This is a genomic window from Bordetella genomosp. 9 (assembly GCF_002261425.1).
Taxonomy (GTDB): Bacteria; Pseudomonadota; Gammaproteobacteria; order Burkholderiales; family Burkholderiaceae_B; genus Bordetella_C.
Genome location: NZ_NEVJ01000002.1, coordinates 284,356 through 303,897 on the forward strand (window position 1 = coordinate 284,356; position 19,542 = coordinate 303,897).

Here is a 19,542-nt window from a genome sequence, read left to right on the forward strand (position 1 = left end):
CGTGCCTGTCGCTGGCGTTGCGCAGCGCACCAAAGCCCAGCCAGCGTATCGGACGCCACGCCCCGTCCCTAGGCCGCCGCGCTTATACCGTCATGTCGTCGCGTTATGCCCCGGCGCGCTTGCCGTAGGATTTGATCGTGTCGCGCGCCACCGAGGCGAAGGCCTGCGCGGCGGGCGACAGGGGATAGTTCGCCAGCCGGACCAGCGAAATCGGCCATTCCAGTTCCGGCTCGCTCAAGGGTATTCCCTTGATGCCGCGGGGCATCACCATGGTCGCGATGCGCGGCATCATCGCCACGCCCATATCCGCCTGGATCAGGCCCAGGGCGGTGGAAACCAGCACGGCGCGCTGTTCCACCCGGGGATAGATGTTGTGGGCGATCAGCTTGCGGCTGATGGCCAGCCAGGCATGCGCGTTCGGATTGAGCTGGATACAGGGGAGTTCGGCCAGGATCCGGGCGTCGACCGACGCGCGCCGCGCCAGCGGATGGTCGTCGCGGACGAACAGCGCCATCCCGCAATCCCAGAGATTTTCGACGACCAGCTTGGAGTCGTCGGGGGCGATCAAGGCTCCCAGGCCGATATCCGCTTCGTGGGCCAGCAGCTTGGCGCGGATGTGGTCGACCACGCAGTCCACCACGGTGACTTCGAGCTCCGGGTGCTTCTTGTGGAAGCGGCGCAGGATTTCCGGCAGCAGGGTGGCGGCGGTCACGTGCCCCACGGCAACGTTCACCGAACCGGCCTTCAATTGCGTCATCTCGCGGCACTCGCGCAGCACGGCGTCGATCGACAGCACGGCGCGGCGCGCCACGTCGACAATGGCGCGTCCTTGCGGGGTCAGGCAGGCGTCCCGGCCTCTGACCACCAGGGTCTGCCCCAGTTCGGCTTCCAGCCGCCGGACCAGGTGGCTGACCGAGGGCTGCGACATGCCCAGCTGCTCGGCCGCGCCGGTGAAACTACCCGAGTCGCCCACCGCGATCAGCGCGCGCAACTGCCGCAGCGACACGGGTTCCGAAGTGTCTTCCATAGCCTGGCGTCATGGAGAAATAGCGTATATACCATAGGAGCATGCCTGGCGCGCGCTTAGGATGCAAGGGTCCATACTGACCCGCGAGTCGTCCATGCCGCATTCCCTGTATGTCCGCCACTTGATGGGCGCCGCCGCCATCGAACCGACCGGCGAGTTCGAGGCCGGCAGCTTCGCCTGTTTCACGTTGACCTACACGGCCGGCTACTTCGGCATCGACGACACGGGTTCCCTGAAGATCGTGCACCGCTTCGCCAGCGACATGGGCAAGCCGCAGTTCGACGATCCGCAAGGCTGGAATTACACGACGGTGGAAGCCAGCAACGGCGCCGTGCTGCAGGTCGAATACGACGGCAAGCGCAACATCCGCCCCTGGGACAAGACGCTGTTCATCCGCGTCGTGCGCGGCTACCTGGAAGAGGGCGATCGCATCGTGGTGCGCTTCGGCGACACGCGCCAGGGCTCGCCCGGCATGCGGGTCCAGACCTTCCACGAACCCACCTTCGAATTCCGCGTGCTGGTCGACGCCTTCGCGACCTACAACTACACCGAGCTGCCCAACTCGCCGACCATATCGGTCGTGGCCGGGCCCGCGGCCAGCTACAAGGCGGTCCTGCCTTCGCTGGTGGAACTTGGCCAGCCCGTGCGGCTGGGTTTCAAGGGCGAGGACAAATGGGGCAATCCCTCGCATCGCGTGGCGGGCGACTTCAGCTTGCGCGGCAATCTGGACGTCGCTGGCATGCCGGCCGGTTTCACGGTGGCGGCGGGCGACTATGCCACCGTGATCGAGAACATCGTGCCGACGCAGGAAGGGGACCTCGAGATCGAAGTGCTGCGCGACGGCCACGTGGTGGCGCGCAGCAATCCCTGCCGCGTGTCGGCCCGCGTCGCGCGCCGCCATTTCTGGGGCGACCTGCATGGCCAGTCGGAAGAAACCATAGGTACCAATTCGGCGGAAGAGCTGATCGTCTTCGCGCGCGACCGCGCCTTCCTGGACGTCATGAGCCACCAGGGCAACGACTTCCAGATCACCAGCGACTTCTGGCGGGAATTGAATGTCCTCACCGCCAAGTACAACGAGGATGGCCGCTTCATCATTTTTCCCGGGTACGAATGGTCGGGCAACACCGGCCTGGGCGGGGACCGCAACGTCATGTACCTGCGCGAAGGGCGTCCCATTCATCGCTCATCCCACGCGCTGGTCGATGACCTGAGCGACCTGGACAGCGACTGCAACAGCGCCGACCAACTGTTCGACGCCCTGAAGGACGAGGATGTCGTCGTCTTCGCGCATATCGGCGGACGCTATGCGGACATCACCTTGTCGCATGACGCGCGCATCGAACGGTCGGTGGAAATCCACTCCGATTGGGGCACGTTCGAATGGCTGCTGGAGGACGCCTTCAAGCTGGGCTACCGGGTGGGCATCCTGGCCAACAGCGACGGCCACAAAGGACGTCACGGCGCCAGCCACCCCGGCGCGTCGCTGTTCGGCGCCTACGGCGGCCTGAGCTGCCTGATCGCCGACGAACTGACGCGCCCCGCGATCGCCGAAGCGCTGCGCCAGCGGCGTCACTACGCGACGACCGGCTGCCGCGCCTATCTGGACGTGCGTGCGCATTTCGCTCATCCGGCGCAGTGCTGGTCGGACGATCCGAAACTGGGCCAGCCGGTGACGCAGCGCCAGGTCGACAGCGTCGAGATGGGCGCGATCGTCGATTACGACGGCGACTTCGTCGAGTTCGAATTCGACGTCGCCACCCACGGCGCCATCGAACGCGTCGAAGTGCGCAACCGGATGGAAGTCGCGCATACGCTGTATCCCTACGCCCCCGGCGACCTGGGCAGCCGCATCCGCCTGGTCTGGGAAGGATCCGGCTATCGTGGGCGCGGGCGGCAGACCGTCTGGGATGGCGAGGCGACCCTGGACGGCAACGCCTTCGTCGATCCACAGCCGATCAATTTCTGGAACCTGGACAAGACGCTGGACCATCCGGAGCCCGCGCGCCTCTGCTGGAAGTCGCTCACGACAGGCGGGTTCAGCGGCGTCGACGTACGGCTGGCGGATTCGAACTCGGGCGTCCTGAAGGTGCGTACCCCGCTGATCGAGGTGGACGTCGACGTGGCGGACATCGGCCTGTCGCCCATCGTGCGGGAGAATGGCGGCCTGCAGCGGCGCCTGCAGATCTACCGCCTGCCGGATGTGAACGAAGTCCGCCGCATGCGCCGCCGGGTGCGCGTGCCGCTGCATGCCGGCGAGGATAATGCGATCTATGTACGCGTGACGACGGAGGACGGTTTCTTCATCTATTCCAGCCCTGTCTATATTTCGAGGAGATAAAGACCGCCCCGTCGGACGCCTCCCGATCAATAGATGATGTTGGGCGCCAGCTTTTCTCCTGTCAGGAAGCGCTTGTGCGACAAGTGCCGGAGCTCGGGCGCCGCGGCGCCATTCACGATCAAATCAGCCAGCATGGTTCCTGCGCCCATGGAGCTGCTGAACCCGTGTCCGCTGAAGCCGGTGCAGAGATAGACATTGGGCATGCCGTCCACCGCCGATACCACCGGGATGCCGTCGGGCGTATTGTCTATCGCGCCGCCCCAGGCGATATCCAGCCGTTCCGGTCCGAATCCGGGAAATACTTTTGCCGACGCTTCATAGGCAGAGCGTACCAGCGACATATCCGGCGCGGGGTCGAGCACGCGGTTTCGTTCGAAGGGCGATCGGTTCAGGTACAGGTAGCCGAATTCGTTCCATAGCTGGCGGAAGAATTCACGGCCGAATCGCAGGTTGATGCTTTTTCGGCGGCTTGCATACAGGCCCATGAAGCGCGTCCCGTATCGCAGGCTGTTGGGGACGATGGGCACCGATCCGCGGCCGCTCTTGGCCAGGATGTATCCACCGGCCGGCCGTTCCCGCAGTGAGAACTCGGGCGCCTTCAGCGGGCCTCGGAAATCCAGCTGCATGTCGTCGCGGGTCTTGGACGCGGATGAATAGACATTCAAGATCGGCAGCACGATTTTGTGCTTCACGCAGAACAGCGAAGACCAGGCGCCGCCGGCGATGACCACCGAACCGGCCCGCACGAGGCCTCGTTCGGTCTCGACTCCGGCAACGTTGCCTCCTTCGAAATACAGCCGGTTGACGGCACAGTTCTGCTGCACCGAAACGCCCATGCGAGCGGCATGCCGGGCGATGAGAGGTACCGCGCATGACGGGTCGGCGTATCCGTCGTGGAAAGTGCGGACGCCGCCTATCCAGGGACTGCCGTTTTCCGCGTAGACTTTGTTCGCCTGTTCGCGGCTCAGCATTTCGGCGCCGACGCCGGAGCGTTGCGCGAATTTGAACCATTCCTCCCAGCCCGCAAGCTCGGATTCGCTTTGCGTGACGAACGTGATGCCCGTCTCGCGAAAACCGACGTCCGCGCCGATCTCGCTGGATATTTCCGACCAGCGCCTTACGCTCAGCTTGGCCATGCCCAACTCGCGTGTGTCGCGGCCCAGCGTACGGCACCAGCCCCAATTTCGGCTGCTCTGCTCCGCGGCGATCCGTCCTTTCTCGAAAATGCCGACGGTCTGTCCTCGCTTCGCCAGCTCATATGCAGTTATCACCCCCGCGGCACCCCCGCCGATAACCGCGACGTCCACGTGTTTGGGCAGGGGGGTATTGAAGTCTATCTTCAGTAACGGCTGTCTCATGATGCTGATCGTTGGCGGCTATGCATTAGCGGGCTGCAGTTGCGGATATTGCTCTTTCAATTCGCCGAAGATCTCCGCGATCACCGCGGGACCCTGCGGGACCGTGCCCTGTCGTTCCCGGGCTTCCAGCGCATCGAAAATCCTGATCTTCAGGAAATGCCGCCAGTTCGGGGGGACGTCGGCAAGCACCGACGTCAGTGCGCCATAGCGTTCCTCCGTCCAGGAACGTTCGAATTCGTCCCGCCCCGGGCCGTAGTCGAAGTGCCTGGCCTCGGTGGCGGGCGTCTTCCCCTGCGCGGCCCGCAGGCGACCGGTCGCCGGGACGTCCACCGCACCATCGCGCACAACGACGAAATAGTCGTTCCTTGCAGACTCGACCGACACGTATCCGCAGCGGACGTCGTGCGCGACGCTCTCCGGATCGCGTTCGAGCGCGGGACCGTAGCCGCCGCCGCCGCATCCTTCCAGGCGGATCACGTCGCCCGGCTGGCAATGGATCAGATCGTTGACGCCCAGATTCTCTTCCCGCGCCGTGCCAGGATTGCGCAGGAACCTGGACACCGAACCGGCTTTGCCCCCCAGCACTCCCCAGGACGCGAAGCGCGACTTGTCGCGGTTGCGCGCGGTCACGATGGAGTTGGGCGCGAAGACCTTGAACTCCATCGCGGTGCCCAGGCCGCCGCGGAACTTGCCGACGCCCGCGCTGCCCGGCACCAGGCCATAGCGCGTGATCCGTATCGGCACTTCGGCTTCGTTGATCTCGACGGGAGTGTTGCGCAGGAACGCCACGATGGCGCCCGATGCTTCCGAGCCGTCGCCGTCGAGCGCGCCGCCGGCGCCTCCGCCCACGGGACCGATCGCTGCGATGACGTTGTGGCCGCTGCTCGAGGTTGTGCGCACGTTCATGATGCTCATGCCGCCCGCCGGCGACGCCGGCATGCGGTCGGGCAGGGCAAGCGAGAACGCGCCGATGGTCGCGTATTGCACCAGTTTGCATGTGAGACTGCGCATGCCCACCGCGGCGGGCGGCAACGGGTTGACCACCGTGCCTTCCGGCAGCACGCAGCGCGCCACGCGGATCATGCCGGCGTTCAGCATGATGCCGGGGTTCAGGGTGTAGAGCACGTAGTTCAGGCCGACCAGGGCAAGCACGTGTCTTTCCTTGCCACCCGTCGGCATGTTCAAGGACGAATTCAGTTGCGGATCGCTGCCGGTGAAGTCGAATTCCAGCTCCGATCCGCGTACGCGCAGGCACAGCGCGACGCGCAAGGGCTTGCCGTTGACAGAATCTTCGTCGGCGAACTCCGAAAAGCGGTATTCACCGTCCGGAATATCCGACACCAGTACGCGAGCCTGTTCCTCGGAGTAGTCCAGCAGTGCCTGGATGCCCTCCTTGAACGCCGCGGCGCCGAACCGTTCGATGATCTCCAGGACACGTCTTTCGCCGGTCATGAGCATGGATATCTGCGCGTTCAGGTCGCCTCGGTTCTGTTCCGGCGACCGTACATTGACCTCCATGGTCCTCATCAGTTCTTCGTTCAGTACGCCGCCACGCACGATCTTGGATGGGATGAAGCGGATGCCTTCCTGGTGGATTTCCGTCAAGGTTCGGGACAGGGATGCCGGGACCGCGCCGCCCATGTCGGTGTTATGTACGTGGCCGCCCACATAGCAGACGATCTCGCCTTCGTGAAAGACCGGCTTCCACATCATGATGTCGGGCGTATGGGTGGCGACATAGCCACTGTAGGCGTCGTTGGTCATGCCGACGTCGCCCGGTTCGTACGGGCCGGCCATCTCGATAACGGAGCTGAAGTCCAGGCCGGGATACCAGGTCGCGCCCAGCGTCTTGGGCGACGCGAAGGTCAGGCCCTGGGGCGTCATCAGCGTGCAGGAGAAGTCCTCGGTTTCCTTGATGAACGCGGAGTGTGCGGTCCGGACCAGCGTGTACGCCATGCTTTCCGCTGCGGCCACGCAATAGTTGGCGAAGATTTGCAGCGTGGATTTGTCGAAACTCATTTGTCAGTGCTCCTCGCTACCGCGGGCTTGTATTTCCAGGTTGCCGTAGGCGTCCACGTCGACGATGTAGCCCGGCAGGACCGTGGTGGTGCAGTCGTCTTGCGCGATGACGGCGGGGCCTTCCAGACGATGCCCGCGCAGCAGATCGGTACGGCGATACAGGGGGAGGTTCCGGTTCTCGCCATCCATCCATACCGTCATGTGCTTGATCGGTTGCGGCATCCCCGCGGCGCGTTCTACCTCGCGCAAGCTGGGCTTGGGGGTGCGCGACGTGATCACGAGGCGCAGCGCGACGATCTGCAGCGCGGCGTCGGCATCGCTGTGGCCGTACAGGCGGCGGTGCTCCGCGTGGAAGGCCGCGGCAATGCTGGCCATGTCGCCGTCTCGTATCCATGCGCTATCCAGCGGCGTGTCGATCTCGAACGACTGGCCGCGATAGCGCATGTCCGCCGAAATGGCGATGGCTGCCTTGCCTGTATCGCCACCTTCGGACGCCAGCCAGTCGCGCGCCTGGGCGTCCAGTAGCGCCCGCTCGCGCTCCAAGGCCTGCAGGGTCTGGGGCGTCAGGTCGTAGTAGGTGGTCTTGACGAAGTCGTTCTTCAGATCCGCGATAAGGCCGCCCAGCGCGGACAGTACGCCCGGCGTGGTGGGAACGAGCATCTTGCCGACGTTCAAGGCGCGCGCCAGATAGCAAGCCATCATCGGGCCGGCGCCCCCGAAGGGCATCAATGTGAACTCGCGGGGGTCGATTCCGAAGCGCGAGACAATGCGGCTGACGCCGGCATACATGCTCGAGACCGAGACATTCACGATCGCTTCCGCGGTTTCGCCCAGGTTCTTGCCGAGTTTCCGGGCCAGGGGCGCAATGGCGTCGCGCGCGGCCCGGACGTCGACCTTGACCGCGTTGTAGCCGAGTTCGGCCCCGCCGATGATGCCGAGCGCCGCGAAGGCGTCGGTAATGGTCGGCTGCGTGCCACCCCGGCCGTAGCACACGGGTCCAGGATTGGAGCCCGCGCTATCGGGCCCGACCTTCAGCACGCCGAAGCGGTCCACCCAGGCGATGGAGCCGCCGCCGTCGCCAACCGACGATACCGAGACCGAAGGGATATGGATCTGGAAATCGCCGATGTATTCGCCGGTGGCGTATTGCGGTTCACCGTCGATGATCAGGGCCATGTCCGCGGTCGTACCGCCTATGTCAAGGCTCATGCAGCGCTTGACGCCGCATTGCTGCGCAACGTAGGCGGCCCCGATCACCCCCGAAGCCGTGCCCGACAGGATCATCTGCACGCAGTTGCTCTTGCCGTACTCGGCGCTCATCACGCCGCCATTTGACTTCGTGACCTTGAGGTCGACGCCTACCCCTGCCTGCGCCAGCGCCCCCTGCAGCTTGGTCAGGTAGTTCGCGACCCGAGGCTGGACATACCCGCCTATGACGGCGGTAAGCGTCCGCTCGTACTCGCGGATGATGGGCCAGACCTCGTGCGAGCAGGATACGAACATTCCGGGGAGCGCGGCTTCGACGAGCTGCCGCACCTGCTTTTCGTGTACGGGATTGCGATAAGAATGAAGCAGTGAGATCACGATGCCCTCGCAGCCGGCGGCCTTCGCGGCGCTGGCCGCCGCCAGCACGCTCGCCTCGTCGACGGGCGTCTCTTCCGTGCCGTCTGCGGCAAGGCGCTCGATGACGCCGAATACGCGGTCCCGCGTGATCAAGGGAGCAGGGCGTTTGGAGGTCAGGTGATACATGTCCGGAATCTTCAGCCGGGCAATATCCAGGACGTCTTCGAAATTGCGCGTCGTGATGAGGCCGAGCTTGAGCCCCCGCCGTTGCACCACCGCATTGACGCCGACGGTCGTGCCATGCGTGAAGTAAGCGACGTCTTTCGGGTCGATGCCGTAGCGCTCGCCGAGCTTGGCCATGCCGGCCAGCACTTCGCTCCCAGGCTCATCCGGACGCGAGAAGACTTTCAACGTGCGGATCGTTCGCGTTTCGTCGTCCAGGACGGCGAAGTCGGCAAAAGAGCCACCGATGTCGACCCCGATTCTCAATCCCATTTTCTGCATTGCCCCATGTCGATTCCTGACGGTAGCGGGCAGTGTAAGTAGGGCGATATGCCGCGACAAATTCGAATCCGTCAGGAGGCCATACATTTTCGGTATGTCCGGATGGCGCCGCGCATATCAGAAATGTATGCCCCCCGCAGATATTCGAATTTGAGGCGGCGGCGGCACGGTCCTATGCTTGTCTCCGGGACTTGCGTCGAATCCGGCATCTCGCCCGTATTTCGCCTTCCCGACTAATCGGCACAAGCCCAAGAGGCGACAAGGGGAACAGGATGAAGACCACCAGAAGGGACTTTTTTTCGATGTGCGGCTCGGCCGGTGCGCTTGCCAGCCTGCCGTCGTTCGCATGGGCCCAGGAAACTCCCAAGAAGGGCGGCAACGTGCGGTTCGCTGTGCAGAACGGCTCCGTATCCGACACCCTGGATCCGGCCAAGGGCGCGCATTCCGGGGACTGGACCAAGCAGTTCTGCATCTTCAATGCACTGACCGAGTTCAATGATTCCTTGATTCCGGACCTGGCGCTTGCCGAACGACTGGAAAGCACCGACGGCGTACGTTGGCATGTGACGATCAGGAAGGGAGTCCAGTTCCATGATGGCGCCGAGTTGTCCGCCGATGACGTGGTGTATTCGCTGGTACGCCACAAGGACCCCGCGGCGGCGTCGAGAGGCTTCTCGATCGCCAAGGATTTCGCCGACGTCAAGGCGAACGGCAAGTATGAGGTTTCGATCACGCTCGTGCGCCCGAACTTCGATTTCCCTTCCGTGTTGGGCGCCAGTTATTTTCTTGTCGTCAAGAACGGCGCTACCGATTTCGCCAAACCGGTCGGGACGGGGCCATTCATGGTGGACACGTTCACGCCGGGGCGGGGATTCTCCGGCAAACGGAACCCCAATTATTGGAAGCCCGGATTGCCGCATCTGGATACTGTGGAAATCGTCAGCGTCCCGGACAACGCCGCGCGGGTCAATGCGGTGCTGGCGGGCGACATCGATATCTGCTCCCTGGTCACCCATGGCTATGCCGATCAGGTGAAGCGCAGCAATACTACGGATCTGGTGGTGAACAAGCTGGGGCTTTACACCGACTTGATCCTGCGGCAGGACAACCCGATCGCCAGCAACCCGGACTTCGTCGCGGCGGTGCGCTATATGCAGGATCGCAAGCGCATGGTCGACTACGTGATGCGCGGCTATGGCCTGATCGGCAACGATCACCCGGTGGCGCCGTGGGACCCGTATTACCTGGAAGGTTTGCCGCAACGCCCGTTCGACCTGGACAAGGCCAAGTACCACATGAAGAAAAGCGGTGTGGCTGGCCAGTCCCTGGAAGTGATCTGCCAGCCAGGCATCGCCAGCTCAGTCGAGGGTGCGCAGTTCCTGCAAGGCTTCGGCGCGGCGGTGGGTTTCAACTTCAAGGTCAAGCAGGTGCCGACCGACGGGTACTGGTCGACATATTGGGGCAAGTTCCCCATCACTTATGGTTCGATCAACAACCGTCCGAACGTCGGCATGATCTTCGAGCTGTTCTACACCTCGACGTCGCCCCTGAACGAAGCGAAGTGGATCGATCCAAAGATGGATCAGCTGCTGGATGCGGCGCGCGCGCAGGGGGATTTCCAGAAGCGCAAGGCGATCTATGGGGACATGCAGACTCTCGCCCATGAAAGCTCGGGGACGGTCATTCCGGTTTTCGACATGATCCTGGACGGCGTGTCGAAGAAGGTGCGCGGCTATAAGCCCAACCCCTCCGGCATGAGTATGGGATATCGCTTCGCCGAGGCGGTCTGGCGGGCATAAGCGCTGGAGACGGTGGGCGGCACGGCCCGTCCCGACGGATGCCTGTGCCGTCCGTGGCGTGCCTGTCAGGTCGCGGCCTGCAGTGCGGACCGCTGCTCGTCGATTCGGGCGCAGGAGTCCTCCAGCCAGCCGCGCCTTAGTTCAGGTACGGATTCCACCAGCAGGCTGGTATACGGGTGACGTCCCTGGCCGTACAGCTCCGTCCGCTTGCAGCTGTCCACCTTGCGGCCCTTGTAGAGTACCGTGACGTCGTCGCACGTCGTGGCCACGGTCGATATGTCGTGGCTGATGAACAGGTACGTCATGTTCAAGGCGCGCCGCAGCTCCACCAATAGATCCAGGATGGCGGCCGCCACGACGGTATCCAATGCGGAGGTCACCTCGTCGCAGACGATGAGGTCGGGTTCCGCAGCCAGGGCCCGGGCCAGGTTGATGCGCTGTTTCTGGCCTCCCGAAAGTTCGCCCGGCCGCCTGCGCGCGATGTCCGCCGGCAATTTCACCATGTCGAGCAGCTCGGATATGCGGCGCGAAACCTCGTTCCTGGCGCAGCGCTTGAAGAGCAGCAGCGGGCGTGAAAGGATGGTGGCGACGTCATGGGCGGGGTTCAGAACCTTGTCCGCGTTCTGGAAAACCAGTTGGATGCGCCGGTGCAGGTCGGCGCCGCGTTGCGTCACGCTGGCCGCGATCGGTTGCCCATCGAAATGCACCGAACCGCCGGCGGGCGCCAGCAGGCCGGCGACGACGTAGGCAAGTGTGGATTTGCCCGAACCCGATTCGCCGATGACACCCATGGTCGAGCCCCGGCGTACGGTCATGTCCACACCGTGCAGTATGGGGACGGCCGGCATGCCGTCGCGGTTGCGGCGACCGTAGCCGGCTGTCAGATCCTTGACCTCAAGCAGCAGGGGTTGTTGGGCGATCGCGTGCGCGTCGGCATCGTTCAAGCGCTCGACCGGCGCGGCCGCGGCCATGAGACTGCGCGTATAAGGGTGGACGGGCGCCTCGATGATCTGGTCCAGTCCGCCAGTCTCCTGCACGCGGCCATTGCGCAGAACGATGGCGCGGTCGGCTACCTGCGCGACGACGGCCAGGTCGTGCGAAACATACACTGCCCCGATGTGATGCTGTTTTATGACCTTCTTGAACGCCAGCAGGACCTCTATCTGTGTCGTGACGTCCAGCGCCGTGGTCGGCTCGTCGAAAATTACCAGCTCGGGATCCGACATCAGCGCCATCGCGGCCATCAGCCGTTGCAACTGCCCGCCCGATACCTGGTGCGGATACCGATCGCCTATGGTTTCGGGCGAAGGCAGCGCCAATGATCTAAAAAGGTTCACCGCCTTGCGCCGGGCCGCATTGGGCCGCATGATGCCCTGGACGCGCACGCTTTCCGTCACCTGGTCCATGATGCTGAGCGACGGATTGAACGAAGCCGCGGCGCTCTGGGCCACGTAAGCGACCTTGTTGCCGCGCAGGCGGCGCAGCCGGCCTTCGGGCGCCCGGGCCATATCGACCTCGCCGACGACGACGCTGCCGCCCGCGATGCGGCAGTTTCCGCGGGCGTATCCGAGCAGGGCCAGCGCGATGGTGGTCTTCCCGGAACCAGATTCGCCGATCAGCGCCAGCACTTCGCCTTTGCCGACCTTGAAGCTGACATCGTCGACGATCGTGGTGTCGCTCGACGCCGTGGCGTGCGCAACGACCCGCAGGTTTTGAACCGAAACCAGATCCTGTGTCATGCCTGCTCCCGCGGTCCGGCTGATTTTCGGGTGGCCAGGCTGTCGATAAACAGGTTAACCCCTATCGTCAGCGTGGCGATGGCCAATGCGGGGATCAGGATCGCCAACGCACCGGTCGACAGGCCGGACAGGTTCTCGCGTACGAGCGAGCCCCAGTCGGCATCGGGCGGCTGGACGCCCAGCCCCAGGAAGCTGAGGGCACTGAGCATCAGCACATTGAAAACGAAGCGCAAGCCGAAGTCCGCCAGCATGGGATGGATCATGTTGGGGAGAATATCGTGGCACGCGATATATACATGGCTTTCGCCGTTCAGCCGTGAGACCGTAACGTATTCCATGGCATTGAGGCCGACCGCCTGCGACCTGGCGATCCGATAGGCGCCCGGCATATATGTCACCGCGGCGGTCAGTACCAGGACTGGCAGGGATGACCCATAGATGGCGATCATCAATAGGGCCAGAATCTTGCTGGGCAGGACGAGCAGGGTGTCGACCAGGCGGCTCATGATTTCCTCGAACCATCTGCCCGCGACCGTGGACAGCAATGCCAACAGCGTTCCCGTGGTGCTGGCCAGCACGGTGGCGGCCAGTGACAGTCCGATCGAGTAGCGCGCGCCGTAAAGAATGCGACTCAGCATGTCGCGTCCCAGATAGTCGGTTCCCAGCGGGAAGGCCGCGCTCGGCGAGCCGAATATCTCGCCGCCGGAAAAGTCGGTGATGCTGTAGGGTGCGATCCAGGGGCCCACGATGGCGATGACCAGCCACATCGTGGTGAGACAAAGGCCCAGCCGGCCGGTACCGGACAGGGATAGAAAGAAGCGCCAGGGTCGGATAGCCATAGTCCTGCCTTCGCGCCTCAGCGCAGTTTCGGGTTCAGCACGATCGTGCAGATATCGGCGATCATCAACAACAGCAGATAGCAGGCACTGAAGAAGATCACGCAGAACTGCACGACCGGCAGGTCGCGGTTGCTGACGGCATCGACCAGGGTGCTGGCCAGCCCGGGATAGGAGAAGATCGTCTCGACGATGATCACGCCGCCAAGCAGATAAGACAGGCTCAGCGCCATCGCGTTGACGATGGGCCCGACGGCATTGGGCAGCGCATGCCGCAGGACCGCCCGCGTCATGCGCAGGCCTTTCAGCGCGGCCATTTCGATATATGGCGCATCGAGCTGGTTGATCAGGGCGGCTCGCGTCATGCGTGACATTTGCGCGACCACTACGCAGCACAGTACAAGAACCGGCAAGCTGTAGCTCCGCAGGAAGGCCCCCAGGCCCGTGCCCGTCGGCCCGAAGGACAGGGCGGAGACCCAATGCAGCTTGACCGCGAAAATCAATACGGCAAGCGTGGCCACGAGGAACTCCGGCACGGCGACGATGGACATGGTCGAAAGCGCGATGATCCGATCCAGCCGCGACCCGCGGTACATCGCCGCCAGTATGCCCAGGACGAGGGCCACGGGCACGGAAACCATCGTGACGACGGCTGCCAATGTCAGGGTATTGGGAACGCGAGGAAGCACGATGTCCCTGACGGCCATGCCGTTGGCGTATGAAATCCCGAAATCGCCTGTGGCCAGGCCCGTCGCCCACTTCACATAGCGCCAGAGCGCGGGCTGATCCAGTCCCAGCGTGTGCCGCAGTGCCGCTACGGTCTCAGGCGTGGCGGATTGGCCCAGCGACATCTGCGCGGCGTCGCCGGGAAGCAGACTGGCCATGAAGAATACCAATGCCGAGACCAGGAAGAGCGTAAGCAGCCCAACGCCGATGCGTTGACCGATCAGACGCAGGATCGGGCCATTCATAAGTGATATTTATCCTTTCGGTTGTCGGGACGATGCGGGCCGCGCCGCCTGGATTCAATACAGCAGATCCTTGACGCGGTAGTAGGCGCCGATGACAGGCAGGAACCAGGTTCTGCCGGCGTAGCCCGGTAGCGCGGGCCAGTTCTGGCGTGCCCACGGGTTTACCCTTCGCCGGCCCATGAGCGTGTCCGCCATCAAGTTGCCCATGTAGACGGACATCTGCGTGCCGTGGCCGCTGTATGCCATGGCGTAATAGAGACCTTCATGCTGGCCAGCGGATGGGAGCCGGTCAGCCGTGGCCTCTACCAGGCCACCCCAGCAGTAGTCGATACGTACGCCTTTCAGCGCGGGGAGCAGGCGCCCCAGGCCGGCTTCCAGGATGCGGCCGCTCTTGGCATCGGAGGCGGGATTGCTGCGCGCGAAGCGCGCGCGACCGCCCCATACCAGGCGATGATCGGCGGTGGGCCGGAAGTAGTTCCCAAAATTCAGGCTCGTCACATAATTGCGGCGATTCGGCAAGGTCCTGTCCAGAAGGCCGGGAACAGGCTCGGTGACGATGACGAAGCTGCCCACCGGCACGACGCGCCGCTGCCACCAGTCGAAGGGACCATGGTTGGAACAGCCGGTGGCCAGCAGAACCTTTCCCGCTTCGATGTCGCCACGGCTTGTGGTAACCCGGAACCGGTCTCCGCCCAGCGGGTTCAGGCCAGTCACCGGAGTGTGTTCATATATGCGGGCGCCGCGTCGGGCCGCGGCCGTGGCAAGGCCGGTGCCGAACTTGCCCATGTGCATCTGCGCGGCGCGCGGGTCCAGCAATCCGCCGTGGAACTGGTCCGTATCCAATTCGCGTCGCACGTCGGAGGCGGACAGCAATTCAACGTGCAGGTCGAGATGGCTGCGCAGCGCTTCGTAGTTGCGGGCCAGCCCGGCGACGTGGGTGGCCTTGCTGGCGAGCTTTATCTTTCCCCGGCGCACGAAATCGCAGGCGATTTGCTCTTCGGCCACGACCCGCTCGACGAAATCGACGGCGTCGTCGTAGGCTCGGTAGTAGCGCGTCGCGGTTTCGGCGCCGTACTTGTCGACGAGTTCGGCCAGCCCCTGGGCCGTGCCCGGGCTGCAGTGGCCGCCGTTGCGCCCGGATGCTTCTCCCTGGATACGCCCGGATTCCAGCAGCACAGTGTCGATGCCTGCGCGAGCGAGGGTCAGGGCTGCCGACAATCCGGTGAATCCGCCGCCCACGATCACGACATCGGCGCGGGTGGGTGGATCGCCGGCGGTGCCCGCCTCGAACGCCGGAGCCGTGGCCAGCCAATAGGGCTCGAATTTCATGATCAGAGTCCGACGACGGCGGCGAGTCCGCCGATGTCTCGGATTTCGGTATAGCCGTAGTACGGGGTGGACGGCTCGTGTCCGCGTGCCACGAACACCTTGTGACGGATCCCCATGTCGTGAGCCGTCATCAGGTCGTACCGCAGACTGGACGACACATGAAGAATGTCTTCCGGGCCGCAGCCCAATTGGTCGAGCATAAACTCGAAGGCCCGCATGTGGGGTTTGTAGGCTTGCGCCTGTTGCGCGGTATAGACCGCATGGAAAGGCACGCCGATCCGCTCGATGTTATGGGGAATCTGGGCGTCCATGGCGTTGGTCAGCGCCACCAGTGGGAACTCCCGCGCGACCTTGCGCAGGCCAGCCGCGGTGTCGGCATGGGGGCCCCAGGTGGGAACAAGGTCATAGATGTACTTGCCGTCACCATCCCGGTATTCCACGCCGCAACGCTCGCAGGTGCGCCGGATGGCGTTGTCGACGACATCGAGGTAAGGCTTCCACGCGCCCAGCACTTCATCGAAGCGATACGCCGCGAACACGTCGGTGAACTGCTTCATCCGTTCGGCGGGCACACGGTCGGAAAAACGCTGCGCGGCGGCGTTCGCCATTTCGAAATAGATCAGCGTGCCGTAGCAATCGAACGTAATGTATTTCGGCGTGAAGAGGCTCATGGTGTGTCCAAGGGAGGGAGGCAGGAAAAGTTTAAGAACCGGCCTTGGAGAAAACAAATGCGGATATACTCGCGGGGCATACATTTTTGATATGGGGTCGCCCGTGCTCAACTTTCGCCAGATCCAGGCCTTCCGCACCGTCATGCTCTCCGGTTCGATGACCCAGGCTGCGAAAGAGCTGCACACTTCCCAGCCGCACGTCAGCCGGGTGATCGGCGAGCTCGAACGTCGTATCGGATTGAAGCTGTTCGATCGGCATTCGGGAAAGTTGATTCCGACGCTGGAAGGCCAGGTGTTCTTCCGTGACGTTGAACATACTTTCGCCGGAATGCGCAGCCTGGAGGACGCAGCCGCGGCCATACGGCGTCGGGGCGCAGGCCGTCTTCGCCTTGCGTCCGTACCGTCGATGGCCATTGCCGTGGTGCCGGAGGCCATCAACGTGTTTGCGCAGCAGTATCCGGACGTCGACGTCACGCTGCAGGTCACCGACTCGTTGACGGTATGCCAGTGGGTTGCCAGCGGCTATGCCGATGTTGGCGTTGCCTCGGAGATATTCAACGCCACCGGGGTGGAATCGGAATTGCTGCAGCGTAACGTGGGCGTCCTGATCGCGCCATTGGATCATCGGCTGGCGCGGCGCAGGAAGACGATCACGCCGCGCGATCTGGTGGGAGAGAAATTCCTGTCCCTGAAATCCAGCGATATCGCTCGCAAGCAGATCGACGATGCCTGCCTGATCGACGGCGAAGAGCGTCGCATACTCGCCTATGAATCCCATTTCGCGGCGGCGATATGCCACATGGTTTCGCGCGGCATGGGCGTGAGCATTGCCAATCCGCTGGTGGCTAAATCCTATGCCGACCGCGTGGCCATCCGGCCTTTCACGCCCAGGATCGAGTTCTCCACTCACCTGGTCTATCCCTTGAACAGCCCGGTCAACATGCTGGCGAAGTCCTTCGCCGTAGGCCTGCGCGGCTGCTGCGATTAGCGGCGTGGCGTAGCGGCCACGGCGGGGGCGTGGAGCCCCGGCCGGGCCGCGTCTCGTGCTTCAGGTTGTCAGATCCGCTTCTTTCACAAAGGCCTGCCAGCGCACGATCTGGTCTTTCATGAAGGCGTTCACCTCTTCCCCCGACATCCTCGGCATGAGCGGCGTGCCCTGGTTCTGGAATTGAGTGACCAGCGCCGGCATGTCATGGCCGACGGCCATGGCGTCATGAAGGCGCTTGACGATATCGGCCGATATACCCGCTGGCGCCCACAGTCCGTTCCAAGTCGTGGTATCGAAGTCCTGGCCCAGCAGTTCGGTGGCGGTGGGGATATCCGGTGCGACGGCGAGCCTTTCCTTGGCGATCGTCGCCAGGCCGCGCAGGCGGCCCGATTTGATATGGGGCCCGACGACCGACCACGCGTCGACTGCAAACGTAAGCCGTCCACCCATGATCTCGGTCATGACTCCCTGCGAGCCCTGCTTGAAGGGAACGTGCAGCAGATTGGGCGCGCCCATCCGGTTGGCTAGCAGCTTGGAAGTGATGTGGCTATGCGCGCCCACGCCATTGGACCCATAGCTGTACTTTTCCGGATGTGCCTTGACGCGCGCCGCCAGGTCCTTGAAGTCCTTGATGTCGCTGTCGCCGCTGACGACAAGTACCGTGGGGATGGCGATGGTCACTGCGATCGGCGTGAAGTCGCGGGCGGGTTTGTAAGAGAGGTCGGGATAGACGAACGGCGCGATCGCCCACGTCGTCGCGGTGCTGTACAGCAGGTTGTATCCATCATTGGGTGCCCGGGCTATCACGCCCGCTCCGATCGTTCCGCCCGCGCCGGCCCGGTTTTCCACGAAAACGGATTCCGCGGACATTTGCCTGGCCATCAGTTCCGCATAGGTGCGCGCGGCGATATCCGTGCTGCTGCCAGGCGAAAAGGGGACGAGCAGTTTCACGGGGCGTGCCGGGTAGGTTTCCGCGGCGCCGGCGCCTCTGCTTGAGAGCAGGCCGCCCGCGGCGAGCGGGGTGGCCGCCATCGATCCGAGGAATTTTCGACGCGAGATATGCATGATGAAAAATGCTCCGCTGATTTGTATTGATGCTTCACGAGGGCTGTCGTACCCCGGACGTATGCGCTTCGGCATAGGCAATCCCCTTGACCCAGGCACAGGCGGGAGACTAAGAGCAAGGTCGGGGTGGGTCAAATAGGTGTTTGGCGCGGGGGTATACATTTTTGATATGCGGGTCGCGGCGCTGGCCGGCGTGGGAAGCAGCCCGCGCGACTAGACAGGATGGTGTGATTTCAGGGTAAACCCCAGGTCAATAATATTGACCGATTGTATGACGAGATTTAGTCTTGGCATGAGCCTGGGCGGGCATCGCGCCGCGCCGGCCATCGCGCACATCGATCACGCCTATACAGACAAGGTTTCCCCATGACGCAATCCCCCCCGCATCGCATCGGTTTCATCGGCCTGGGCATGATGGGCACGCCCATGTCGCGCTGCCTGGCCAACGCGGGCTTCTCCCTGTTCCTGGCGGACGCAGACGCCGCACGCACCGACACCCTCTGCAAGGAGCTGAACGCCGCCGCCCTGACGGAGGACAACGCCGGCACGCTCGACGCCCTGGTCACCATGCTGCCCAATTCCGCCATCGTCGAAAGCGTCCTGCTGGGCGATGGCGCCGCAGGCTGGGCCAGCCGCCTGAAGCGGGGCGCCGTGGTCATCGACATGAGTTCATCCGAACCCGCGCGTTCCCGCGACCTGGGCGCGACCTTGCGCGACATGGGCCTGTCCTATCTGGACGCGCCTGTCTCCGGCGGCGTCAGGCGCGCCACGGACGGCAGCCTGGCCATCCTGGTGGGCGGAGATCCGGCGGTCCTGGAACGCTGCATGCCGCTGCTGCAAGCCATGGGCAAGAGCATCCTGCGCATCGGCGACGCGGGGGCCGGCCACGCGGCCAAGGCCTTGAACAACTACGTGTCCGCGGCCGGCCTGCTGGCCACCGTCGAAGCCCTGCACGTGGCGGCGCGCTTCGGCATCGACCCGTCGGTCATGACGGACGTGCTCAATGCCTCCACCGGGCGCAGCAATACCTCTGAAAACAAGGTCAAGCAGTTCATGCTGAGCGGATCCTATGCATCCGGCTTTTTCATGCAGCTGATGAACAAGGACCTGAAGATCGCGCGCGCGCTGGCCGCGACGGTGGACTATCCCTTGCGCGTCGGCGAGACCGTGACCGACGTCTGGGACCAGGTTTCCCAGGACGCCACGCCCACCACGGACCACACCGAGATGTACCGCATGCTGGACCCCGACGCCGGCGCCCGCCATTCCTGAACCCTGCGCATTGCCGCCGGCCGTCCGGCGGAAATTTTTTGCCCGGATTGCAATAAGACA

The 19,542-nt window shown here is 63.8% G+C and carries 14 protein-coding genes; 4 read left to right on the plus strand and 10 right to left on the minus strand.

From position 1 onward, the window contains the following. Positions 1-103 precede the first annotated feature (103 nt). Complete coding sequence (locus CAL26_RS07320) at positions 104-1,027, minus strand: LysR family transcriptional regulator (RefSeq protein ID WP_094846272.1); 924 nt, start codon at positions 1,025-1,027, stop codon at positions 104-106. A gap of 94 nt (positions 1,028-1,121) precedes the next feature. Between CAL26_RS07320 and CAL26_RS07325 the strand changes: the two genes are divergently transcribed. Beyond that, on the plus strand, positions 1,122-3,368 hold the full coding sequence (locus CAL26_RS07325; RefSeq protein WP_094846967.1) for a DUF3604 domain-containing protein: 2,247 nt from the start codon (positions 1,122-1,124) through the stop codon (positions 3,366-3,368). A 26-nt stretch (positions 3,369-3,394) separates the two neighbouring features. Here the strand turns inward: CAL26_RS07325 and CAL26_RS07330 are convergent, their stop codons facing one another. Genes CAL26_RS07330 through CAL26_RS07340 form a run of 3 tightly spaced genes read right to left on the minus strand, consistent with a single transcriptional unit; the run spans position 3,395 to position 8,803 of the window. Further along, the gene (locus CAL26_RS07330; protein ID WP_179283329.1) at positions 3,395-4,735 is read right to left on the minus strand and encodes an NAD(P)/FAD-dependent oxidoreductase; all 1,341 of its coding nucleotides are present in this window, start codon (positions 4,733-4,735) and stop codon (positions 3,395-3,397) included. Between the two features lie 9 nt (positions 4,736-4,744). Beyond that, the gene (locus CAL26_RS07335; RefSeq protein WP_094846274.1) at positions 4,745-6,745 is read right to left on the minus strand and encodes a hydantoinase B/oxoprolinase family protein; all 2,001 of its coding nucleotides are present in this window, start codon (positions 6,743-6,745) and stop codon (positions 4,745-4,747) included. A 3-nt stretch (positions 6,746-6,748) separates the two neighbouring features. Further along, positions 6,749-8,803 (minus strand): hydantoinase/oxoprolinase family protein, encoded by a 2,055-nt coding sequence (locus CAL26_RS07340; protein WP_094846968.1) that lies wholly within the window; start codon positions 8,801-8,803, stop codon positions 6,749-6,751. Between the two features lie 281 nt (positions 8,804-9,084). On the opposite strand from CAL26_RS07340, the gene CAL26_RS07345 reads away from it, so the two are divergent. Continuing rightward, the gene (locus tag CAL26_RS07345) at positions 9,085-10,611 is read left to right on the plus strand and encodes an ABC transporter substrate-binding protein (RefSeq protein WP_094846275.1); all 1,527 of its coding nucleotides are present in this window, start codon (positions 9,085-9,087) and stop codon (positions 10,609-10,611) included. A 65-nt stretch (positions 10,612-10,676) separates the two neighbouring features. Here CAL26_RS07345 and CAL26_RS07350 read toward each other — a convergent pair whose 3' ends face one another. Genes CAL26_RS07350 through CAL26_RS07370 form a run of 5 tightly spaced genes read right to left on the minus strand, consistent with a single transcriptional unit; the run spans position 10,677 to position 16,157 of the window. Next, on the minus strand, positions 10,677-12,350 hold the full coding sequence (locus CAL26_RS07350; protein WP_094846276.1) for an ABC transporter ATP-binding protein: 1,674 nt from the start codon (positions 12,348-12,350) through the stop codon (positions 10,677-10,679). Continuing rightward, complete coding sequence (locus CAL26_RS07355; RefSeq protein ID WP_094846277.1) at positions 12,347-13,189, minus strand: ABC transporter permease; 843 nt, start codon at positions 13,187-13,189, stop codon at positions 12,347-12,349. Before CAL26_RS07355 ends, CAL26_RS07350 begins: the two co-directional genes overlap by 4 nt. Positions 13,190-13,206: 17 nt before the next feature. Then, on the minus strand, positions 13,207-14,157 hold the full coding sequence (locus CAL26_RS07360; RefSeq protein WP_094846278.1) for an ABC transporter permease: 951 nt from the start codon (positions 14,155-14,157) through the stop codon (positions 13,207-13,209). Positions 14,158-14,211: 54 nt separating this feature from the next. Next, positions 14,212-15,486: an NAD(P)/FAD-dependent oxidoreductase gene (locus CAL26_RS07365; RefSeq protein WP_094846279.1), complete on the minus strand. Its 1,275-nt coding sequence runs from the start codon at positions 15,484-15,486 to the stop codon at positions 14,212-14,214. A gap of 2 nt (positions 15,487-15,488) precedes the next feature. Continuing rightward, a complete protein-coding gene (locus CAL26_RS07370) occupies positions 15,489-16,157 on the minus strand; it encodes a haloacid dehalogenase type II (protein WP_094846280.1) in 669 nt (222 codons plus the stop codon). A gap of 91 nt (positions 16,158-16,248) precedes the next feature. On the opposite strand from CAL26_RS07370, the gene CAL26_RS07375 reads away from it, so the two are divergent. Continuing rightward, entirely contained in the window at positions 16,249-17,145 is an 897-nt protein-coding gene (locus CAL26_RS07375; protein ID WP_094846281.1) for a LysR substrate-binding domain-containing protein, read from the plus strand. A gap of 60 nt (positions 17,146-17,205) precedes the next feature. On the opposite strand, the gene CAL26_RS07380 is transcribed toward CAL26_RS07375, so the two are convergent. Further along, complete coding sequence (locus tag CAL26_RS07380) at positions 17,206-18,210, minus strand: Bug family tripartite tricarboxylate transporter substrate binding protein (protein WP_256988151.1); 1,005 nt, start codon at positions 18,208-18,210, stop codon at positions 17,206-17,208. A gap of 366 nt (positions 18,211-18,576) precedes the next feature. On the opposite strand from CAL26_RS07380, the gene CAL26_RS07385 reads away from it, so the two are divergent. After that, the gene (locus tag CAL26_RS07385; protein ID WP_094846283.1) at positions 18,577-19,482 is read left to right on the plus strand and encodes an NAD(P)-dependent oxidoreductase; all 906 of its coding nucleotides are present in this window, start codon (positions 18,577-18,579) and stop codon (positions 19,480-19,482) included. The last annotated feature ends 60 nt before the right edge of the window (positions 19,483-19,542 follow it).